This window comes from Microbulbifer okhotskensis (genome assembly GCF_023895975.1).
Taxonomy (GTDB): domain Bacteria; phylum Pseudomonadota; class Gammaproteobacteria; order Pseudomonadales; family Cellvibrionaceae; genus Microbulbifer; species Microbulbifer okhotskensis.
Map to the genome: position 1 here is coordinate 16,196 of NZ_JALBWM010000040.1, position 21,648 is coordinate 37,843.

21 protein-coding genes and 1 pseudogene are annotated in these 21,648 nt (G+C 49.5%); 14 read left to right on the forward strand and 8 right to left on the reverse strand.

Annotation, left to right across the window (positions count from 1 at the left end):
• Window positions 1-22: 22 nt before the first annotated feature.
• From MO867_RS10910 to MO867_RS10920, 3 genes are all read left to right on the forward strand, one after another.
• Complete coding sequence (locus tag MO867_RS10910) at window positions 23-1,057, forward strand: type IV pilus twitching motility protein PilT (RefSeq protein ID WP_252466534.1); 1,035 nt, start codon at window positions 23-25, stop codon at window positions 1,055-1,057.
• Window positions 1,058-1,120: 63 nt separating this feature from the next.
• Entirely contained in the window at window positions 1,121-2,272 is a 1,152-nt protein-coding gene (locus tag MO867_RS10915; RefSeq protein WP_252466536.1) for a PilT/PilU family type 4a pilus ATPase, read from the forward strand.
• A gap of 216 nt (window positions 2,273-2,488) precedes the next feature.
• Window positions 2,489-3,097: a LysE family translocator gene (locus MO867_RS10920; RefSeq protein WP_252466539.1), complete on the forward strand. Its 609-nt coding sequence runs from the start codon at window positions 2,489-2,491 to the stop codon at window positions 3,095-3,097.
• A 4-nt stretch (window positions 3,098-3,101) separates the two neighbouring features.
• Here MO867_RS10920 and MO867_RS10925 read toward each other — a convergent pair whose 3' ends face one another.
• Both MO867_RS10925 and MO867_RS10930 read right to left on the reverse strand, forming a co-directional pair.
• Window positions 3,102-3,842, reverse strand: a complete 741-nt coding sequence (locus tag MO867_RS10925) for a LytR/AlgR family response regulator transcription factor (protein WP_252466542.1) — start codon at window positions 3,840-3,842, stop codon at window positions 3,102-3,104.
• Window positions 3,839-4,885, reverse strand: coding sequence for a sensor histidine kinase (locus tag MO867_RS10930; RefSeq protein ID WP_252466545.1), 1,047 nt, complete (start codon window positions 4,883-4,885; stop codon window positions 3,839-3,841). Before MO867_RS10930 ends, MO867_RS10925 begins: the two co-directional genes overlap by 4 nt.
• A 203-nt stretch (window positions 4,886-5,088) precedes the next feature.
• On the opposite strand from MO867_RS10930, the gene argH reads away from it, so the two are divergent.
• On the forward strand, window positions 5,089-6,513 hold the full coding sequence (gene argH / locus MO867_RS10935) for an argininosuccinate lyase (RefSeq protein ID WP_252466547.1): 1,425 nt from the start codon (window positions 5,089-5,091) through the stop codon (window positions 6,511-6,513).
• A 17-nt stretch (window positions 6,514-6,530) separates the two neighbouring features.
• Here argH and cyaY read toward each other — a convergent pair whose 3' ends face one another.
• Entirely contained in the window at window positions 6,531-6,857 is a 327-nt protein-coding gene (cyaY, locus tag MO867_RS10940; protein WP_252466548.1) for an iron donor protein CyaY, read from the reverse strand.
• 107 nt (window positions 6,858-6,964) lie between these two features.
• Between cyaY and lptM the strand changes: the two genes are divergently transcribed.
• The 4 genes from lptM (at window position 6,965) to MO867_RS10960 (ending at window position 10,315) form a co-directional block, all read left to right on the forward strand.
• Entirely contained in the window at window positions 6,965-7,321 is a 357-nt protein-coding gene (gene lptM, locus MO867_RS10945) for an LPS translocon maturation chaperone LptM (protein ID WP_252466549.1), read from the forward strand.
• Between the two features lie 11 nt (window positions 7,322-7,332).
• The gene (gene lysA / locus MO867_RS10950; protein ID WP_252466550.1) at window positions 7,333-8,586 is read left to right on the forward strand and encodes a diaminopimelate decarboxylase; all 1,254 of its coding nucleotides are present in this window, start codon (window positions 7,333-7,335) and stop codon (window positions 8,584-8,586) included.
• A 70-nt stretch (window positions 8,587-8,656) separates the two neighbouring features.
• Entirely contained in the window at window positions 8,657-9,487 is an 831-nt protein-coding gene (gene dapF, locus MO867_RS10955; RefSeq protein WP_252466551.1) for a diaminopimelate epimerase, read from the forward strand.
• 87 nt (window positions 9,488-9,574) lie between these two features.
• Window positions 9,575-10,315, forward strand: a complete 741-nt coding sequence (locus MO867_RS10960) for a DUF484 family protein (protein WP_252466552.1) — start codon at window positions 9,575-9,577, stop codon at window positions 10,313-10,315.
• 89 nt (window positions 10,316-10,404) lie between these two features.
• Here the strand turns inward: MO867_RS10960 and MO867_RS10965 are convergent, their stop codons facing one another.
• The 5 genes from MO867_RS10965 to MO867_RS10985 all read right to left on the reverse strand — a co-directional run bounded on the left by MO867_RS10965 (window position 10,405) and on the right by MO867_RS10985 (window position 13,847).
• Window positions 10,405-10,629: a hypothetical protein gene (locus MO867_RS10965; RefSeq protein WP_252466553.1), complete on the reverse strand. Its 225-nt coding sequence runs from the start codon at window positions 10,627-10,629 to the stop codon at window positions 10,405-10,407.
• 377 nt (window positions 10,630-11,006) lie between these two features.
• Window positions 11,007-11,345, reverse strand: coding sequence for a P-II family nitrogen regulator (locus MO867_RS10970; RefSeq protein ID WP_108731383.1), 339 nt, complete (start codon window positions 11,343-11,345; stop codon window positions 11,007-11,009).
• An 87-nt stretch (window positions 11,346-11,432) separates the two neighbouring features.
• On the reverse strand, window positions 11,433-12,692 hold the full coding sequence (gene amtB, locus MO867_RS10975) for an ammonium transporter AmtB (protein WP_252466554.1): 1,260 nt from the start codon (window positions 12,690-12,692) through the stop codon (window positions 11,433-11,435).
• Window positions 12,693-12,745: 53 nt separating this feature from the next.
• On the reverse strand, window positions 12,746-13,084 hold the full coding sequence (locus tag MO867_RS10980) for a P-II family nitrogen regulator (protein WP_252466555.1): 339 nt from the start codon (window positions 13,082-13,084) through the stop codon (window positions 12,746-12,748).
• A 49-nt stretch (window positions 13,085-13,133) separates the two neighbouring features.
• Window positions 13,134-13,847 carry a TorF family putative porin gene (locus MO867_RS10985; RefSeq protein ID WP_252466556.1) on the reverse strand — a complete coding sequence of 238 codons (714 nt, stop codon included), beginning with the start codon at window positions 13,845-13,847 and terminating at the stop codon, window positions 13,134-13,136.
• 437 nt (window positions 13,848-14,284) lie between these two features.
• Here MO867_RS10985 and MO867_RS10990 point away from each other — a divergent pair, with 437 nt between their 5' ends.
• The 6 genes and pseudogenes from MO867_RS10990 (at window position 14,285) to MO867_RS11015 (ending at window position 21,566) form a co-directional block, all read left to right on the forward strand.
• On the forward strand, window positions 14,285-14,527 hold the full coding sequence (locus MO867_RS10990; RefSeq protein ID WP_252466557.1) for an accessory factor UbiK family protein: 243 nt from the start codon (window positions 14,285-14,287) through the stop codon (window positions 14,525-14,527).
• 30 nt (window positions 14,528-14,557) lie between these two features.
• Window positions 14,558-15,388 (forward strand): annotated as a pseudogene (locus MO867_RS10995) (YifB family Mg chelatase-like AAA ATPase); the annotation flags it as partial.
• A 121-nt stretch (window positions 15,389-15,509) separates the two neighbouring features.
• The gene (locus tag MO867_RS11000; RefSeq protein WP_252466558.1) at window positions 15,510-17,321 is read left to right on the forward strand and encodes a hypothetical protein; all 1,812 of its coding nucleotides are present in this window, start codon (window positions 15,510-15,512) and stop codon (window positions 17,319-17,321) included.
• A 62-nt stretch (window positions 17,322-17,383) separates the two neighbouring features.
• Complete coding sequence (locus MO867_RS11005) at window positions 17,384-18,103, forward strand: AHH domain-containing protein (protein WP_252466559.1); 720 nt, start codon at window positions 17,384-17,386, stop codon at window positions 18,101-18,103.
• Window positions 18,100-18,678, forward strand: coding sequence for an imm11 family protein (locus tag MO867_RS11010; RefSeq protein ID WP_252466560.1), 579 nt, complete (start codon window positions 18,100-18,102; stop codon window positions 18,676-18,678). Before MO867_RS11005 ends, MO867_RS11010 begins: the two co-directional genes overlap by 4 nt.
• A 140-nt stretch (window positions 18,679-18,818) precedes the next feature.
• On the forward strand, window positions 18,819-21,566 hold the full coding sequence (locus MO867_RS11015; RefSeq protein WP_252466561.1) for an ATP-dependent helicase: 2,748 nt from the start codon (window positions 18,819-18,821) through the stop codon (window positions 21,564-21,566).
• Window positions 21,567-21,648 lie beyond the last annotated feature (82 nt).

Below are 21,648 nucleotides of genomic sequence, written 5' to 3' on the forward strand. Positions count from 1 at the left end.
ACAAGAACCATAAGGTAGCAGTATGGATATCACTGAACTCCTCGCCTTTAGCGCCAAGCAAAACGCCTCGGACTTGCACCTTTCGGCCGGCCTGCCGCCGATGATTCGTGTAGACGGCGACGTGCGCCGTATTAATTTGCCGTCCATGGAGCACAAGCAGGTGCACGGCCTGATCTACGAGATCATGAACGACAAACAGCGCAAGGATTACGAAGAGCTGCTGGAAACAGACTTCTCTTTTGAGGTGCCCGGTGTAGCCCGCTTTCGTGTCAATGCGTTTAACCACAACCGCGGTGCCGGTGCAGTATTCCGGACCATTCCCTCCAAGGTACTGACTATGGAAGACCTGGGCATGGGCCAGGTCTTCAAGCAGATCTCGGATACCCCCCGCGGTCTGGTGCTGGTAACAGGGCCCACCGGTTCCGGCAAGTCCACCACACTGGCGGCGATGATGGACTACATCAACGACAACAAGTACGAGCATGTCCTCACCATTGAGGACCCGATTGAATTTGTACACGAATCGAAGAAGTGTCTGGTGAACCAACGTGAGGTACACCGGGATACCCACGGTTTCGCCGAGGCATTGCGCTCTGCACTCCGTGAAGACCCGGACATTATTCTGGTGGGTGAGATGCGCGATCTCGAAACCATCCGTCTGGCACTGACCGCCGCAGAAACCGGTCACCTGGTTTTTGGCACCCTGCACACCACCTCCGCCGCAAAAACCATTGACCGGGTGGTGGACGTGTTCCCTGCGCAGGAAAAATCGATGGTGCGCTCCATGCTGTCGGAATCCCTGCAAGCGGTAATCTCGCAGACCCTATTGAAGAAAAACGGAGGCGGCCGCGTCGCCGCTCACGAGATCATGCGCGGCACTCCGGCAATCCGCAACCTGATCCGCGAGGACAAGATTGCGCAGATGTACTCCGCCATCCAGACCGGTGCCAGCGTCGGCATGCAGACCATGGACCAATGTCTGGAAGATCTGGTGGCACGGCGCATTGTCACCCGTGAGGTCGCCCGAGAAAAAGCCAAGATGCCGGACAATTTCTAAGCGGCAATCAATCCGTCCCCCTGCTCGGGGAAGAAAACGTTGAGATAAAACGCGGTAAATACAATGGATATTGAAAGACTCCTACAACTGGTTGTAGAGAAGGGCGCTTCGGACTTATTTATCACTGCGGGTGTCCCCCCCTCCATCAAACTGCACGGCCGCGTCGTACCCTGCAGCAGTAACGCGCTCACGCCTGATAAGGCACGCGAGCTAGTGGTGGGCACTATGAATGAAAAACAGCGACGAGAGTTCGCCGAGCACAAAGAATTGAATTTCGCCATCGCCGTGCGCAATGTAGGCCGCTTCCGGGTATCGGCCTTTTTCCAACGCAATCTGGTGGGCATGGTACTACGCCGAATCGAAACTAAGATTCCCAGCATCGATGGGCTCGGCTTGCCCGATGTGCTCAAAGATCTGACCATGACCAAGCGCGGCCTGATCATCTTTGTGGGCGCCACCGGTACCGGCAAATCGACTTCACTGGCCTCTATGATCGGCCACCGCAACGAGAACACCAAAGGTCATATCATCACCATTGAAGATCCGATCGAATTTATCCACCAACACCGCGGCTGTATTGTGACCCAGCGCGAAGTGGGCCTGGATACCGAGTCTTTTGATGTGGCCCTGAAAAACACCTTGCGGCAGGCTCCGGATGTGATTTTGATTGGTGAGGTGCGCTCCCGTGAAACCATGGATCACGCTATCGCTTTCGCCGAGACCGGCCACCTGTGCCTCTGCACCCTGCACGCCAACAATGCCAACCAGGCACTCGATCGTATCATCCACTTCTTCCCGGCGGACCGCCACCGCCAGTTGTTTATGGATCTGTCGCTGAACTTAAAAGCCATGGTCGCCCAACAATTAGTGCCAACGCCTGATGGCGACGGCCGCCGCGCCTGCCTGGAAATTTTGATTAACACCCCACTGATGTCGGACCTGATCCGCAAAGGTGAGGTGCATAAAATGAAAGAACTAATGAAACGCTCCGGTGAGCAAGGTATGCAGACTTTCGACCAGGCGCTTTACGAACTCTACGACGGAGGCGAGATCACCTACGAAGATGCCCTCGCCCATGCTGACTCCGCCAATGACCTGCGCCTGATGATTAAGCTCAAATCTGAATCTGATGCGGAGTACTTAAACAGTGCTGCCGGTGAATTGAGCCTGCAAAATGATTCAGAATATGGCGATGGTGGCCCTCAGCTTTACTAGCTCCAGATCCAGCCAAACCAAAACCGTTTATAGACAAATCTGAGGACCCACATCTGTGAACGGTTTTCACCCGGTATAATACGCCTTCAATATCTCCGCTATATCAGAACTGACCGCACTCCATACCCATAGAGCCGGTCTGCCCCATCCACTCCCAAATCGCAACACTGTCGGCTCAATTATTGATGTTACAGGCGGAAAATAGGATAAGAATTTATGTTGGAAGCACTGTTTTCCCTGATTGCAGCAACTACTCTGCTACTCGGTTCCCCCGGTCCCGCCCCCCTTGCCTTAGCCGCCTCGGGGGCCACTTTTGGAATCAGGAAAAGCAGCCGTTTTCTTATCGGGATTTTACTCGGGCTAAGTGTTGCGATTGTGGGCGCAACGGCTGGATTAGCGGCCCTGCTGGTAGCCTGGCCTGAAGCGCGTTTCGCAGTGCAATTATGTGGGGCCTTATATATCGGCTATATCGCCATAAAAATTGCCACAGCCCCAGTACTGGATCAGAGCCAATCGGCTGCAAGCCAGGCACCTTCATTGCTAGATGGATTTATTTTTAATTTGCTCAACCCCAAAGCATATGCCGCTTTCTTTGCTATTTTTTCCCAGTTTTTACTGCCCATTGAGAAAAGTGGCTTGAGCTATATCGCCACCGGATTGGTCTGCTTAATGGTGGCGGCCGTGGTAGATTTTATTTGGTTGTGCCTGGGCGGGATCCTGCGACCGGTTTTTTATAAACCTAAACAAGCGCGGATGATCCGGGTGTGCTTTGCCCTATTAATGATAATTGCTGTACTGGCTGTTTTTCTGCGCGAAAGCGTTTAGCTCGTCAGCATATCTCCGTAATCATGGCTTTGACGGAAGGCAGCATACGTCGACTGACCAGCGGCGCTTGCGCCACACCATCCAACTCTACCCGGTAATTACCACCATCCCTGCGTAAACCGACAATAAACTGCACAGCCACCAGGGCGCTGCGATGCACACGCACAAAGCGCTCCCCGAACTCACTCTCCAATTCCTTCAGGGATTCATCCAGAATTGTTTCACCGGCGGGGTGGTGGGCCACTACATATTTGCTATCGGCGATTAAGCAGCGAATCGCCTCCACTTCCAGTAATTCCACCCCCAGGCGGCTGACCGCCTTGATGCGACTGCGTCCGCGCGACTCCCCGACCTCCTGCAGTAGTTTTTGCTGGGGTTTACTGAGGCACTGTACCTTGGCAACAGCCTGGCGCAGCTGTTCCACACTGACAGGCTTTAATAAGTAACCAACAGCCGAGGTGGTAAATGCAGGTAGGGCAAACTCATCATGGGCAGTACAAAAAATAATGGCCGGAGGGCAGTCGCGGAGGGATAACTGCTGGGCCAACTGCAAACCGCTACCACCAGGCATTTCAATATCCAACAGAACCAAGTCTGGATCGAGAACCTCAACTTGTATCAATGCCGCTTCAATATCCCCCGCCTCCCCCACTGCAGTACAACTATCGATTCCCACCAACTGCCGTTGCAGGCGTGCACGAGCAAGGGGTTCATCATCGACAATCAGAACTCGCAACTGGGTCACTCCATCACCTCGGCATGTCTGTTGGAATTTACTACGGCTCCCGCGTTGCACTGCTGAGCCGGTTCCTGCGGACACAAGGGTAGCTGCAGGGTCACCCGATAGCGGCCGCCGTCCCGACGAGCGGTAAACTTGAAGCGATCGCCGTAGTAAGCGATAAGTCGCTGGCGGATATTCTCCACAGCCATACCGTTGCCTTCCCTGGCAGGGCGCACAGTTTGCAGTGGCAAGGGGTTGTCGATTGCAACTCTGAGGGAACCCGCTTCAACGCTGAGTTGCACCCTGATTTCCCCACCTTCACGTATCTGTGCCACACCGTGTAACACTGCATTTTCCAGCAAGGGCTGTAATAGCATGCTGGGCAAGAGAGCCTGCTCCAGCCCTTTGCCCAGGAGCCAGTTCTGCCTCAGGCGCTCACCCAGGCGCAGTGCCTCTATTTCCAGGTAGCGCTGGGCCAAGGTAACTTCCTGATGCAGCGGCACCAGCTTGGGGTCGGCGAGGCTCGCGCGAAATAGTGCGCACAGATCCTCGACTAGGCGCTCCGCTCGATCCGGATCGACCGCGATCAAACTGGCTAGGCTGTTCATACTGTTAAACAGGAAGTGGGGGCGGATACGGGACTGCAGCGCCTCAATACGCGCTCCCAGTTCGGCCTGTTGCTGGTTATACAGCTGCTGCTGCAGATAGGCATAGCGCAGTACCACTCCGGCACAAATGGCACCCAATAGGCAATCGGTGGCAAAGCCCCACCCATCAAAATTCGACTGCAGCAAGACTGCCTGCAGGTATCGCTGCACCCCCATCACCAGCATCATTACCAGCAGTACTGCAATAAAACTCACCCCCCCCGCAAATTTATGCGGCATCTTGGTCAGGTGCGGGCGCAAGTGGCACAGAACGCCCGCTGATGGCAGGATCACCCACTGGATCACCAGAGAAACCAAGCCCAAGCGTTGCCAGCTGAATTCGCGCAAACCATCCAGGGCCAGCACCAATACCAAAGCCAGAAGCTCCCCCATCAGCACCAGGGCAGCTAAAGAAGTCACGCTACAGAGATCAGGAAGAAAAGGGAGCTGCTGAGAAAGCGCAGAATCCTTATTATTGCTACGATCTTTTCGAATTTTCTGCGTTATAATGCCCGACGGCCAGGGGAATGACATGCAATTGTTATTCTTGATTGTCCCAAAGTTCCAAGCGCAAGATACCACCAAGCCCCCCGGCCTTTCACCTCACTGCAGCCAGGAAAACCATGAGTAACGAAAAATCCCCCTCCGAGCCCGCCAATAACCCTGCCGCCAAACTCTGGGGCGGCCGCTTTAGTGAAGCTACCGATGCCTTTGTTGAACGATTTACGGCTTCAGTTGCTTTCGACCAACGCATGGCACTGGAAGATATCCAGGGCTCGCTCGCCCACGCACAAATGCTGTCTGAAGTGGGCGTGCTGAGCGATGGGGAGTATCGGCAAATTGCCGGCGGACTGCAGGATATTGCAGAGGAGATTCAAGCCGGGGAATTCCCCTGGTCGGTACAGCTGGAAGACGTGCATATGAATATTGAAGCGCGTCTCACCCAACGCATTGGCGCTACCGGTAAGAAGTTGCATACCGGCCGCTCCCGCAATGATCAGGTGGCAACCGATATTCGGTTGTGGCTGCGCGCACGTATCGACTTGATCGCAGCGGAACTGACTCGCCTGCAAACCGGCCTGGTGGAACTGGCCGAGCGCGAAGCGGATACCATCATGCCCGGTTTTACCCATCTGCAAAGTGCGCAGCCGGTTACCTTTGGTCACCACTTGCTGGCTTGGAATGCCATGCTGGGCAGGGATTTCGAACGGTTGATGGATTGTCGCAAGCGGGTTAACCGCTCGCCACTGGGGGCCGCTGCGCTGGCCGGTACCAGCTATCCGATCAATCGCGAGCGCACCTCGGAGTTGTTGGGTTTCGACGCCCCCACTGAAAACTCCTTGGACTCCGTCAGCGACCGGGATTTCGCCATCGAATTTTGCGCTTTTGCCGCCCTACTTCTTACCCATTTATCCCGCGCCAGCGAAGAGTTGGTGTTGTGGACTTCCAGCCAGTTCAATTTTATCGATCTTCCCGATCGCTTCTGCACCGGCTCCTCAATTATGCCGCAAAAGAAGAATCCCGATGTACCAGAGCTCGTTCGCGGTAAAACTGGCCGTGTCAACGGCCACCTGATCGCCTTGCTCACCCTGATGAAAAGCCAACCTCTGGCCTATAACAAAGACAATCAGGAAGACAAGGAACCGTTGTTTGACGCTGCCGATACCGCTCTGGACTGTCTGCGCGCTTTTGCCGATATGGTGCCAGCACTCAAAGCGAAAAAAGAAAATATGCTGGAGGCTGCCGCCAAGGGTTTTTCCACTGCAACAGATCTGGCCGACTATTTGGTATGCAAGGGGGTCCCCTTCCGCGATGCCCACGAAATCGTAGGCCAATCGGTTTCCTTTGCCATTGAGCAAGATAAAGACCTGGCGGAACTCAGCCTGGTACAGCTTCGGCAGTTCTCTGCAGAGATCGGCGAGGATGTGTTTGAGGTACTCACCCTGGAGGGCTCAGTGGCGGCTCGTGACCACATCGGTGGCACTGCACCGAAGCAGGTGCGTGCGGCCTGTGAGCGCGCACGAGAAATGATTTCTCAGCGCAGTTAAACGCTGCAAAAAATTAATTATACGGATAACCCGAGAGATACCTGTTCACCTTGCTGTTCGCTCAGCACGCGCTCAAGCAAGGTGGGCAGGTCTTCTCCAGTAGTGGTGCACTTCCAGCCAGGATTTTCAAAAGAGAGATGGTAACCCCCAGACTTCGCGGCAACCCACAGCTCCCGGTTGACGGATTGCCGCGAGAGAATTACCTGGCTGCCATTGTCCTCCAGAGTCAGGGTTAGCACTGCATCGCTGCGCTCGTAATCAATATCCCAATCGCAGTGATCGAGCGCATCCTCGATACCGATGAGAGTGCGATCTACAGCCGCATCATATTCCGCTTGGCTCATCTTTGGTTACTTCTGTTACCGTGTAATGTGTTGAATCAGGTGGCCCGCTATACTATCAGGCTTTTGCCGGTTGCCGCTGCGAATCTCCGACTCCCAGGATGTTACCCATGCCGAAAAAATTGCTCTTTCCTTTACCCATTGTTCTCAGCGCCGCAATGTTATTGTCCGCTTGCGGCCAAAAGGGTCCTCTTTACCTTCCGCAGGACCCTGCAATGCCAGCCACCAATATTCCTGGAGGCCCGCCTGAGACAGTACCTACCAGTGGCGCGGCACAGCCCGGCGAGCCCGGTTCAGCGCAAGAGCAGGCCGTCGAAACTGTCGATGACATTGAGTCTGCAGACGGTGTCGAACCCGGATTTGATATTGACGATGCTGTTGAAACCGGCCCGAATATCGATGTCGATGACGATGACGGATTGGGCACAGGAGATGAGTCCAATGTCGCGGAAGATTTAGAAGAGTAAGAACCGATAAAATGAGAGAGTTCAGTTATCGTGACGGTAGCCTGTGGGCTGAACAGGTTTCACTGCAGCACATCGCCGAGCGCTTCGGCACCCCCACTTATGTTTACAGCCGCGCGCATTTTGAACGGCAATATCTCAATTATGCCGAGGCACTGGGCGACCACCCCGGCCTGATCTGCTATGCGGTAAAAGCCAACAGCAATCTCGGTATACTCTCACTGCTAGCGCAGCTGGGAGCGGGTTTTGATATTGTGTCCGGCGGAGAGTTGGAACGTGTCTTACTCGCCGGAGGCGATCCGTCGCGCGTGGTATTTTCTGGTGTGGGCAAAACAGCCAATGAGATGCGCCGCGCCCTTGAGGTCGGGGTGCACTGTTTCAATATTGAATCCGAAGCTGAGGTCAACCGCCTGGAACAGGTGGCCGCAGACGGTGAAACGGTTGCGCCAATTTCCATCAGGGTCAACCCGGATGTAGATGCTCAGACCCACCCCTATATCTCTACTGGCCTGAAAGAAAATAAATTTGGCATCGCCATTGATCAGGCTGTCGAAGTCTACCAACGTGCAGCGACTTCCAAACACCTCAATATTATTGGGGTCGATTGCCATATCGGATCACAGCTCACCGAAGTTGCCCCTTTCCTCGACGCACTTGACCGCCTGCTGGTACTGGTCGACCAGCTTGCGGAGCTGGGTATCCAACTGGAGCACCTCGACTTGGGCGGCGGCCTGGGCGTCCGCTACCGGGGGGAAGAACCCCCACCCGTAAAAGATTACCTAGCGGAAGTACATAAGCGTATAGGCGAGCGCAAACTATCGCTGATATTGGAGCCCGGCCGCTCCATCGCCGCCAATGGCGGTGCGTTACTGACGCAAGTTGAATACCTCAAACGCACCGATGAGCACAACTTTGCCATCGTTGACGCCGCCATGAATGACAACCTGCGCCCCGCTCTCTACCAAGCTTGGCAGGATATTGTGCCAGTGACACCGAACGAGAGTGAAAGTACTCTATGGGATATTGTCGGCCCGGTTTGTGAAACGGGTGATTTCCTCGGAAAGAACCGTTCGCAATCATTGAAAGAAGGACAGCTGCTGGCGATGTTGTCCACCGGCGCCTACGGCTTCACTATGAGTTCCAATTACAACAGCCGCTGCCGCGCCGCTGAAGTATTAGTGGATGGCGACAAAACTTACCTGGTGCGGGCGCGGGAGACCTTTGCCGACCTGGTCCGCGGCGAAAGGACCGTACCCGAGAAAACCTGAGTCCCAATGCACTGGCAGGGCCCTACGTCGCGGTATCTGCGGCGAGCATTAAGTACGAAAGAGAAATGGAATGCGCGTGAAATTCAGCAAGATGCATGGGCTCGGCAACGATTTTGTAATGCTCGATGGCATCAGCCAAAAAATCAAGTTGACGCCGGAAAAAATCCGCCGGCTGGCCGACCGCTGCCTCGGCGTGGGGTGCGATCAGGTGTTACTGGTCGAATCGCCCCGAACGCCAGAGGCGGACTTTCGCTACCGGATATTTAACGCTGATGGCAGCGAAGTGGAAAACTGCGGCAATGGGGCCCGCTGCTTTGCTCGCTTTGTGCGCGAGCGTCGCCTTACCGGCAAGAAGCGCCTAAGGGTTGAAACCGCTGCCGGTATATTGCTCTTGAAGGTACTCGACAGCGATCGAGTCAGTGTTGATTTGGGTGCCCCGGTTCTGGAACCTGAGCAAATTCCTTTTTCCGCCGACCGTCGCGCCGATTCTTACCCGCTGGAAATCAACCATGAGACTTTCACCATCGGCGCGGTATCCATGGGTAACCCTCACGCGGTGCTCTTGGTCGAAGATGTCACCGAGGCGCCTGTAGACCGCTTGGGCCCCTTACTTGAATGCCATCCGCGTTTTCCACAAAAGGTCAACGTCGGCTTCCTGCAAATAGACTCCCGTGACGAGGCCCAATTACGGGTTTTTGAGCGTGGCGTTGGCGAGACTCGCGCCTGTGGAACCGGCGCTTGTGCCGCTATGGTATACGCTCACCTGCGCGGACTGGTGAACGATGAAGTGCGCATCCAGCTGCCCGGTGGTGCCCTGACAATTCACTGGAGCGGACCGGGCCAGCCAGTTACTATGAGCGGGCCCACGACAACCGTTTTTCACGGGCAGATCATCCTCTAAACACATGTCCAAATGGTTGGCCGTCAGTGGGTGCCATCCAGCGGATCTGGGCAACACCCAGTGCCCATGCCAGATAAAGCAAATACAATGGAATACACAGACGCCAATCAGTCCTCCGAAGAGATTGCCGCCGACACTCATCAGGAAACCCGGCGCGATAACAAGCTGCTGGCGCGGCAAGTGGCCCGCTACCTGATGCAGAACCCAGAGTTCTTTGAAGAGCGGATGGAGCTGCTGGAAACCATCAAAATTCCCCGGGACAATGGCAAGACTGTGTCGCTGATGACACACCAAACCAACCTGCTACGGGAACGAAATATTGAGATGCGACAACGTCTCGATCAGTTGCTGCACAATGCCCGTGACAACGATCAGTTATTCTTCAACAGTCGCAGACTGCTCCTGGCTCTCCTGGAAGCTGAAAATATTAGTGAAGTTACCAAAGCGCTTTATTCCAGCTTTACCGCCGGCTTTAATGTGGAATTCACCTCCCTCACGCTTTTTGAGCCCGTATCGGCTTCCCGCCAGAGCTTGGGACAGGTCCAGATCAGTACTTTTGCAGATGCTGAAACGGCAATTGGCGCCATACTGCGCAATGGCCGCCCGATTTGCGGAGCCTTACGACAGCAGGAGAAAGAGTTTCTCTTTGGCAACGAAGCGCCCAATGTTGCCTCTTCTGCGGTAGTGCCCCTGGCAAATCAGTTGGGAGTACTGGCGGTTGGTTCCTCCGATCCCCAGTACTACCGATCTAGCCTCGGCACGCTATTTCTCTCCTATATTGGCGAAGTCCTGGAGCGCCTGCTGCCCAAGCTGGTTAACAGCTCATAATTTTTGAGTTTGTGCGTGCCGGCGAGATACTGAGGGTGGGGATATTGTCGCCCAGCGGGTTGCCCAGACGACAATAACCTCAGACTTCACTAGATAGGGCGACTGCCATATTTAGGCTGCGGTTTACGTGGGGGGTCGGCAGTAACTTCGGGATCAACTTCACTAATCGCGCCACCACCGGCAAGAAACTCGTCTACATCGGAATTTAACTGGCTCCTGGCACGCTGACGAGAGGTGATACTGCGTTCTTCTGCAAACTCCTCGGAGTCCTTGCTGCGAGCGTTCTTACCCTGATCTTCATAACCATCTTTCATAGCTAAAACCCTGTAACCTTTACTCCTGTTACAGAGGGAGTACCTCTGTGCCGCCCCTTTTCGCGACATCAACAAAACTGACGACCACCTCGCAGTGGCAATCCCCTACCGCGCAATTAACGGCGATTAATATATAGGCAGTTCCCAACCCCGGTGCCAGTAACACAAGGAGGAGCCTGTAGAGTTTTTTGCTGGGAAAAGGAATGGGAATATTTCAGTTTGTTATGGAGGCTTTCACGCCATGGGGATTAGCGGGAATAGAAGTGTGGAGAAATCAAAGAAAGGGCTTCGAGATTACTATTTTACCTTAAAATTAAGCCCCTGACGGGGCTTAACTGAATGCTCAATCGCGATGTTGTAAAAGAGCATCAGGCTGACTACACAGCCTCACTACCGGTTTCACCGGTACGGATGCGAATCACTTCTTCCAGTGCAGTGATAAAGATTTTACCGTCACCAATCTTACCGGTTTGTGCCGCCTTGGTGATCGCCTCAACCGCAGAGTCCACCATCTCGTCATCCACGGCGAGTTCCAATTTTACTTTTGGCAGGAAATCCACCACATACTCGGCGCCACGATAAAGTTCAGTATGACCTTTTTGGCGCCCAAAACCTTTTACTTCAGTGACAGTCATCCCCTGCACGCCCACTTCAGACAGGGCAGTGCGTACATCATCCAATTTGAAGGGCTTTACTACAGCCGTAATCAATTTCATCTTGAGTATTTCCCCTGATTCGTCCTCATCGTGAGAACCTTACCCAGACCACTGCCCCAACTTTGGGGCAGCACCGACACTGTTTATCTATTTGCTCATAAATTCCGGGTAAGCTTCCATTCCGCATTCCGCCAAGTCAACACCCTCTTGCTCTTCGTCTTCACTGACACGGATGCCAGTGACCAACTTCAGTAAATACCACACCGCCAGTGAAGCAGCGAATACCCATACAAAGATTGTCAGCGCACCAATCAGCTGACCGCTCAGAGAGGCGCCATCGTTAGTAACCGGTACCAGTAACAGTCCCAGTAAACCAACCACCCCGTGTACAGAAATAGCACCAACCGGATCATCGATTCTGAGCTTATCCAGAGTGATGATGGAAAAGACCACTAGGACACCGGCGATCATACCGAAGAAAGTTGCTTGCAGCGCGGTTGGCGTAGAGGGCTCTGCGGTAATCGCCACCAAACCCGCCAGGGCGCCGTTTAGCAACATGGTCAGATCGGCTTTGCCAAACAGTATGCGAGCGGTAATCAGTGCGGCAATGGCACCGCCGGCAGCGGCAGTATTGGTATTTACAAATACCATCGCCACAGAGTGAGCACTGGCAGCATCGCCGAGCTTCAGCACTGAACCACCGTTGAAGCCAAACCAGCCCATCCACAGGATAAAGGTACCGAGGGTAGCCAGCGGCAGATTAGCGCCGGGGATGGCATACACCTGACCATTGGGACCGTATTTACCTTTGCGTGCGCCCAGTAACAGAACACCGGCTAGTGCTGCGGCTGCACCGGCCATATGCACGATACCGGAACCGGCAAAGTCGGAGAAGCCGAGATCTCCCAGGCTAAACAGGCCAAACACATCCTGTTCGCCCCAGGTCCAGCGCCCCTCCATCGGATAAATAAAGCCGGTAAGAACAACCGCAAACGCCAGGAAACTCCACAATTTCATACGCTCGGCAACAGCCCCAGACACAATCGACATAGCCGTTGCGACAAACACCACCTGGAAAAAGAAATCGGAAGCGGCCGAGTAAACGGAGTCCCCTTCAAAGCCATTTTCTGTGGAATCTGACAGAACACTATCCACACTAAAAGCTTCGATACCGGAGAGCATCCAACCGCCGTCATACATAATGGCGTAGCCAGTCAGCAGATACATGATGCTCGCGATCGCAAATAGCGCGACATTCTTGGTAAGAATTTCGGTCGTATTTTTAGAGCGTACCAAGCCGGCTTCAAGCATCGCAAAGCCGGCAGCCATCCACATTACCAGTGCGCCACACACCAGGAAATAAAAGGTATCAATCGCGTACTGCAATTGAAAAATCTGATTCTCCATTTTTCTCTCCGTTCAAATCTGGATATTTTTAAAATTATGATTTCGGTTGTCTGTTAAATTGCGCTGCTACCGGTTTCGCCGGTACGAATACGTACTACCTGGTCCAGATCCGCTACAAAAATTTTTCCATCACCGATCTTTCCACTTTGTGCGCTGGAGCCAATTGCCTCTATAACCGCATCCAGTTGCCTATCTTCCACCGCGATTTGCAGCATGGTTTTTGGAAGAAAATCCACCACATACTCTGCGCCGCGATACAATTCCGTATGGCCCTTCTGGCGACCAAAGCCCTTCACCTCGGTAACAGTTACACCATTAACGCCCGATTCCCTCAGGGCATCTCTCACAGCATCCAGCTTGAAAGGTTTAATGATTGCGGTGATTAATTTCATGGCATCCCCCAAAAAAAGAGGGCCTGCGCATTTGCGAAGGCCCGTTGTATTACCAGGTGTAAGTGGCGCCGGCGAGCAGCGAAGGTTCACACCAGTCGGTATCAAAACACTCTTTGTCGCTCACATCAGTACCCACAAAAGAGGCACTCAGGCTCAAGCCGCCAACCTCTTTACTGACAGTCACTGAGTAATCGAAGTAGGAATCCGATTCGTAAAGGAATACCTCCTCATCAAACAAATTCAATCCCAGGTGTAAATCGAGCGTCAGCTCAGCGGGAAGCGCAAAACTATATTCAGCGTAGGGGTAATAAAACTCTCCGGATTCAGCCCAATAATCATCAGAGTAGGCAAGCCCCAAGGTCAGATCTGAGAAACTCAGACTTCCATAAACCTCTTGATAATCTTCATCCCGATCGCCGCCGTGATAGGCGTAATAGATATAACCAACATCGAAACTTACAGTTTCATTGATATCTGCGCTGTAACCACCGTAGAAATCCTGCTCGTAGTCAGTTTCATCACTGCCATAATCAAAATCCACTTGGGAGGCCCAAGTGCCCAAGTAGATACCATTACCCAAATCAGCATCGACCCCACCCTGTAAAGCGGGGCCTCCATCTGTTTGGGTAATGCCACGGAATTTATAGTCGGAGACGACACCCACATTGGCGCTAAAGCTGGGGCCAGTCTCCGCGGCAGCAGATGGGCTAACGATACCGAGGGCGAACGCGGCAACGGTGATGAGAGCGGCAATCTTATGCATTTTATTTTCCACCTTGATCCTCCAAGAGTTATGAAGCTGTTATTTCGAGTGCTTTAATGGCGCCGCCTGCAATCAGTCCTGTACTGTCGGGTGTGACAGAGGGTCGCTTGCGTCTCGTGAACTGCTACTTTCCCAGACTCCCAATGATCGTTAATGGGACACCTGCACAGATTGTTTGCAGACTTGATGCCAACACAGCAAGCGCAAATAAAATCAATAAGTTAGAGTCATTGAAGTTAGTTGAATCGCTACGAATAAAGGTTCCTCACCAAACTGGCGCACCAATATGGAACCACCTCCTAACCTGTGCACAACTTTTGGGAGTGAAACGATTCCTTGTGATCGCAACAGTGCATGAGTAGGCTGCTGTTTCAGAAAAATGCACTGGGTTACAATCCAGTGCTACATATGCATCCCCCATTAGCGAGGTATTACCTGTGGCAGCAGACAAACTGCAACAGCTACTGAAGGAACTGCAACAACAGGGCGCAGTGGTCAGTAGCGACCTACGCAGTGCACTGGAAGTCTCACTGGACAAGTTGCCATTGGTCTCCCAGAAAGAATTTGACACCCAGGTGGAAATCCTGCGTCGCACCAGAGAAAAACTGGCTCGCTTGGAGGATAAGGTCGAGATACTGGAGCAGGCCCTGGCGCAGAGAGACAGCACTCCAGAGGACTGATCCCAAAAGAGCCATTTCAAGGATGAAATTTTGAGCCTTTCAGTCACTTACGCCCGCGCCCAGCTCGGTGTCTCAGCCCCCCTGGTAACTGTGGAAACCCACTTGGCCAATGGCCTGCCCGCCTTTCATATTGTCGGACTGCCTGAAGCGGCCGTGCGGGAGAGCCGCGACCGGGTACGCAGCGCTTTAATTAATAGCCACTTTGAATTCCCACAGCGCCGTATCACCGTCAACCTTGCCCCAGCCGATCTGCCCAAAGAGGGCGGCCGCTACGATTTGGCAATTGCTATTGGTATTCTCGGCGCTTCCGCGCAAGTTCCCGTTGAAACCCTGGATCGGTATGAGTTTATTGGCGAACTGGCTCTCACCGGTATACTGCGGGAAGTCAGTGGCAGCTTGCCGGCGGCGATGGCCTGTACTGCCGATGGGCGCAAGCTGGTTGTACCGACCAAAAGCGGCAGTGAAGCGGCACTCGCTACCGGAGACGTAAGTACTGCGGGCTCTCTTCTACAAGTCTGCGCCGAACTGCACGGGCGTGAACCCATGCCCAAAGCGATCGCTGAGCCACCAGATGAAAAACCCCTGTGTGCGGACCTGAGCGAAGTCCGGGGCCAGCTCAAGGCCCGCCGAGCACTCGAAGTGGCAGCCGCCGGCGGTCACAATCTGCTTTTCTATGGGCCGCCTGGAACCGGCAAAACCATGCTGGCTAGCCGCCTGCCCGGTATATTGCCCCCCCTGACCACTGAAGAGTCACTGGAAGTTGCCAGTGTTTATTCCAGTGCCGGGCTACCCCATCAGAGCCTGCGACCATTTCGTGCGCCGCATCACAGTGCCTCTCCAACAGCCCTGGTCGGTGGTGGCTGTAAAATAAACCAATAAGTGCGACAACAAAGAAATAGTTGCGATATACTGGGCGCCAAATGCCAATTTCAGAGAATCTGCTGCAAATTCTGAGGAATTAGAGGTCAGATAAGGAGTCTGAGTGCCGGTATATATCGACCGTGTGTTCCAGCGCGTCAATACTGGAGCAAGGCTTGACAGTTTTGGGGAAGACCGAAGGCCACTGGTAGTATGGTGGTATAGTGGGATCTATAAGAACACAAAGGAAAAATCCCAGCCTCTAGTACTAGTAGCCTTTCGGCAACTCAAGTCTAAAAATCAACTTTCCGACGAACTTATCTTCTACCGAATCCCAATAACTTTACTTGGTCAAGTTCAAATTGGAAGTGTATGGCAGAATGGAAGAGTTCTGGAAAATACTATATTTGAAATAAGAAACTTTGATGTTGAGTTCGTAAAAGGTAGCTGGAAGTTCACATCCTTTCATCAAGAAGCGAAACAAAAATCTACCCCACCATTTCCTCTTGAACTCTACCCACTTAACTACGAAAAAGATAAGAATTGGCTAATTCAGTTTGATCTGAATAATGATGGAAAGTTAATAATTCCTTGTTTAGAGTTTTTTACTCGATGCTATGGCCGATCCGCTGAACTTCGCCGCATTCTTAGCACCTATCCCTGGGAAGGCCCCGAGGGTTGCCTTGATCGGTTCTTTCTACCCATTGGTGAGCCCGAACGCAATGGGATATGGAAAATAAAACTCCGCAAACGGCTATCTAATAGTGATGCCGTATTCCTAGCACACGCAAAATATGATCCCTATACCAAACTCTCAGCCAAACAAATATATAGCTCGTTAGAAACCTCGTTCGACCCAAACGAAAGATTTCCGTCTTTTATAAAGATAGGCCCTTGGTTTCAAGGACCTGCCAAACTAAAAGTAAAGGGGATATCATTTAACGACGGATCATCATTTCTTGGGCTAAGAATTTGCGGATGTAGTGATCCTGATGGTGTGCCAATAGACCAGAATAGAGAAAATCGGGGCAACGCTGTAAATCCAGCTGGTCCAAACGCCAAAGAAAAAGCCTGGGCGGGAGCACCTGATAAACAACTGAATCTTCCAATAGAAATCATGGATCTAACTGCATGGGATGCACCTGATCAAAGTCAAGGTAGTATTGGTCTAGAAGATCCAGAATTCGAAATACTTGGAACTCCTCGAGCTGTCAGAACACGTCGAGATAAACAAGCTAAGGATCGAGGAGGAGTAAAAGGTGATACTCTGGACACAACCACCTTATCTAGTGGGGACCCACATGGAGATGGAAAGGGTATAGGGAAAGCCTCTATTCAAGCTAAGGCTGTTCTTGAATCTCAGGGAGTACTTCGGGATATGTGGAATGCGATGCTATACCTCCAAGCCAAGTATCCCGAGGTTATTGAACGTGTTGAATGGTTTACTCAAGCACAAGGCTTCAATTCATCAAAAGAGCCACAATTAATCGCTTTAGAAGGCTTTTCAACTACAGATAGAATTAACGGAGATATCATCCCAACAGATATCCGTAACTGGCCCTATATGGATGCTAAAACTCAAGTTGAACCAAGAGGTATCTTGGTCTCCCGCCTAAAAATTAAAAGCAAATACATCCATATTATCGAAATTCAACGCAGGGCTTGTAAACGTAAAAATATAGACGGTCATTTTTCCGATGCAGAACAATCGTTTAGGGGCCTTGTATTTAAACTCGAAAATGAAAAAAAACATGAAGAATGGATTACATTTGTACAGTCAAATGTACGATATGTAAAAGGTATAGTTCACAAACTTACTAAGAAATGTCCAGGAGTCGCGGCGGCATTCAACCACAACCCGTCAGCAAGTAATGAGGTTCCATATTTGTCTGCACTGCGAAATGCTCTGGAGAAGATGGACATATACATAGAATAGAAATCTGTGTCCCACAGAAGCTTAATAAAGAAATTTACTAATAAGCACATTGGAAAATTGATATGGAAATTGAATATAAGAATGGAAACCGAGTCACTCTTTTTCCACATGAAATGACGCCTCTTGAGGCAGCAATAGCCGGCTTCGAAAGCAAAGCCAAAAAATATTATCAAAAGAAATCTCTACCAAAACCAGAAACTGAAGAGGATAGAATTAAAAGAGAGCAAGATCTCGACGCAGCACTCGAACACCTCAAGAGTGAGCGTAGAAAAATTTCTATCTTTGCACAGATTCAGTCAGGATTGGAAGAGTACCAAGCGAAGGGGCGAAAGCAAGCGGAAGAAGACCCTCTAGAAATGCTTAAAGAAAAGCATCATCCAACAACAGTGCTTGCTCAAAATATGCGGGCTGATGGTCGTCCACAACCATCAAATAGGCACTCGCCACATCATATTGTTGAGGGTAGAGGAAAGCATCCAAGGACGGCTGATACACGATTAAATTTACATCTTTATGGTATTAGAATTAATGATCCGGACAATGGCGTTTGGCTACCCCGCACCAAATCTGATAAGGGGCATTGGTCGATGCCAAGTGCACCTGCCCATTCTGAAATCCATACATTTAACTATGAATCTTGGGTAAGCTTTCTCATCGGGTCAATTGAAGACGAATTCATGATTAGAGCAGCTCTTTTAAGGATTCGATCTCTACTTAGGGATGGTAAACAACCCCAAAAAGTTACTGAGAAGAAAGATGTCAACTGGAGGCCAAGCCCATGAAAGTTTACAAAGTATTACCAGATTACCAAAATTTTTGGGTCTTCACGCTTCCAATGAAAAACTTGATCCTTAATTTAGGTAAGCAGATCCCTCCAAAAAAGCTGATGCATTTCTATAAATACAATATTTCTCTTGGAGAAACGTGGACTGGTGTAACTGCCTCATTTGATCCTATAGAAGGAGTTACTGGTGGTGTCAACATACCCGATATTAGTACATGGTTATCAGGATCGTTGGTCATGTCCGAAAAGTGTAAAGCTGAATTCACAGATCTTAAAGGCATAGGTGAGTTCTTACCTGTATCAACTAATAATGGAAAATATTGGATATTCAATTGTATGGCTATAGCTGCTGCCAATGAAACTCAAAGCAGCCGGGTGATGGAGTCCGAACAAGTACTTGATATTAATGCGCTGGAGTTTGACTCAGAAAGTGTTAGTGACAAATATCTATTCAAAACGGATTATGATGGATTCCGGGGCTTATTTTGTACCGACACCTTCAGAAGAAAAGTTATAGATAACAAGCTTCGAGGTTTGCTGTTCTCAGAAGATCTAGCTAACAAATTTCAGTGAATACAAACATGATCAAAAAAGATAAATAGATACAGCCATCGAAATTAAGTTATACGCATATTTATACCCAGAAATAACATCATAATTTTTTGAAAATTGGATTATAAGCCAAATAAGCTCTTGACGAAAAAGGATTTACAATGAATCTCACACCTTCTCAAAAAAAAGCCACAGAAGTCATAGATAAAAATCTCCAAATCATTGCTTGTGCAGGCTCAGGTAAAACCCAGGTTGTTTCTGAACGTATAATTAAAATATTAAAGAGAGGGGATGTCGAACCTAAAAATATAGTTGCCTTCACCTATACAGAGAAAGCTGCTGCAGAACTGAAGCATCGTGTTTTGAAGATTGCAAAGGAGGAGCTAGGATCTATACAAGGAATGGCTGAATTATATATTGGTACAATTCATGCCTGGTGTATGCATTATCTTCAGGAACACATTTTCGGCTATCAAAAATATTCTGTTTTAAATGATGTTCGTCTCAAACTTTTTATTGATCAGAGAAATAGAAAAATAGGTATGTCAGACCTAAAAGTTCTGGTAAAGGGTAAAGAACCCAGGGAACTACGACGTTTCTCTGAGACAGGCGTCTTTCTAGACACCTTGAGTGTCGCACGTGAATGTGAACTTCAACACGGTCAACAGTTACCAAAAGATATTCAAGACGTTATAGGGAAATATGAGGGAGAACTTGATCGACATGCTTATTTTGATTTCACTATGATCTTAACTAGATTCCTTTCGGAATTAAAGAATAATACTGAAACCAGAAAGCTAATAACTAGTGATGTGAAATATCTAATAGTTGATGAATATCAAGATGTCAACTATATTCAAGAACAAATTATAGAAGAACTTTATGAGTTGGGCGTCAAATTATGTGTAGTTGGAGACGATGATCAAACTATATATCAATGGCGCGGAAGTTCTCTAGAAAATATTTTAAACTTTTCTAAGAAATACCAAGATGTAGAACAAGTAACTCTTGATGATAATTTTCGCAGCTCAAATGGAGTTATTGAAGTAGCCCATGCTGTCATCAAGCATATTTCTAATAATCATCGCCTTTCAAAGACGATGAATGCTTCTGGACATCAGAGCTACGAAGAAGGAGATCTTCAACTGGAATCCTTCGAAACCACCGAAGCTGAAAATTCTTATATTATCCAACAAATTAAAAACCTAAGAGGAAAATCCTTTAAGGATAAGGCAGATAGTGCTTGTAGAGGCCTTGACTACTCTGATATGTCTATCTTATTGCGAAAATGGAAACCAGCAACAGAGTTAGCCGAAGCTCTTAAAACAGCTGGTATTCCCTACGTTGTAACGGGGGTAGCGCAGCTGTTTGAGCAAGATGAAGTAGAAGCTTGCGTTAACATTTACCGATTTATTGCTAGAGATATAAGTGCAGCTGAATTAAAAGCTTCTTGGTTGAAAGTGTCAGCCAGTCTTGATCCAAAATTACTAGAAAAGGCTATCAATTTTTTGGAAGGAATTATTCCTGACAATAATGAATGGCATGAATTATTCAACTTACAGGAAATATTTATAAATTTCAGAGAAAAAGCAGGAATTACCGAAGATCGAATTACAGGCAAAGATAACAGCCAATTATCTCATGCTGAAGTTGTTTTTTTTAATATGGGGATGTTTTCTCAAGTTATAGAAGACTTTGAGGTTATCCATTTTAGAGACGACCAAGAAGATAAGCTTAGTAATTTCTTAAAATTTTTAGCTTTTTCGGCTAAAGATTACTATCCAGAGGGCTGGCTCAACAAATCGCTTATCTCCCCTAACGCAGTAACAATTACAACTATTCATCAAGCTAAAGGCCTTGAATGGCCGGTAGTTTTCTTGCCTCGTATGAATCGCAATTATTTTCCTTCTAGAAGTCGAGGTGGGCTAAGTGCTTGGCATATCATAAACCCACAGTTAATCAAGAATTATGAAGGTTTAAAAGGGACCGAAGAAGATGAGTTACGATTGCTGTATGTAGCATTAACACGCAGCAAAAAATATCTATTTGTTAGTCGTGCTCCTGGATCAGGGAAACTGGACAAGAAACCCTCTGACTTCTTAAATTACCTAAAAGAATCTCACTATATTTTCAAAGACCCTGGCTATAAGTTTGATGACCGAAAAATATCGCCACTAAGAGACAGCCGTGAACTTAGTGATATAGTTCTGAATTTTACTTTGCTGGAAGCATTTTATAACTGTCCGTATTCATTTAAATATTACACTCTCTATGGCTTCAAAGAGCCCCTAAGCCCCAGAATGGGATATGGTAAGTCTATTCACGACACTTTAATGGAGATTCATCGTAAGGCTATGGAGGGTAACCCTCCTACCAAGGATGAACTTGATAGTATCCTGAGTAATCACGTTCACTTTCCATATGCTATACCCCAAGTAAAAGACCAGATGAGAGTTAAAGCTAGTAAAGCCGTAGATGACTACTTCAGCAAGTATTCTGAAGAATTTGATAAGATAGAGTATGCGGAAAAAAACATCGAACTCGATCTTGGAGATGGAATAATAATAAACGGTCGTATGGATCTAATCAAAAAACGAGATCTTGATGGAGTGGATAAAACATACATTGTTGACTTTAAATCTGAATACAAAGAAGATCGCCATGCACTTGGTGTAAAACAATTACTGCTATATGCACTTGGCTACAAGGAACTAACTGGTAATACTGCTGACTTCCTGCAAATCTATGACTTTGCTACTAGCAACGAAAACAACATTCGACTGAGCAATACAGACCTTGACGATGCGGCAGCAGAGATTGTCAACGCTGCCGATAAGATTCGTAACAACGATTTACACGAAAGCTGCAAAAAGAAAACATGCCCTTGTAGATTTCAAAAGCAACATTAAATTCTCATGCGGCAGTTTGGCGTCGTGGGTAGTGTTCAGAATTCTGTGTCATTTCTTTACTATTAGCAAAAAAGAGATGACC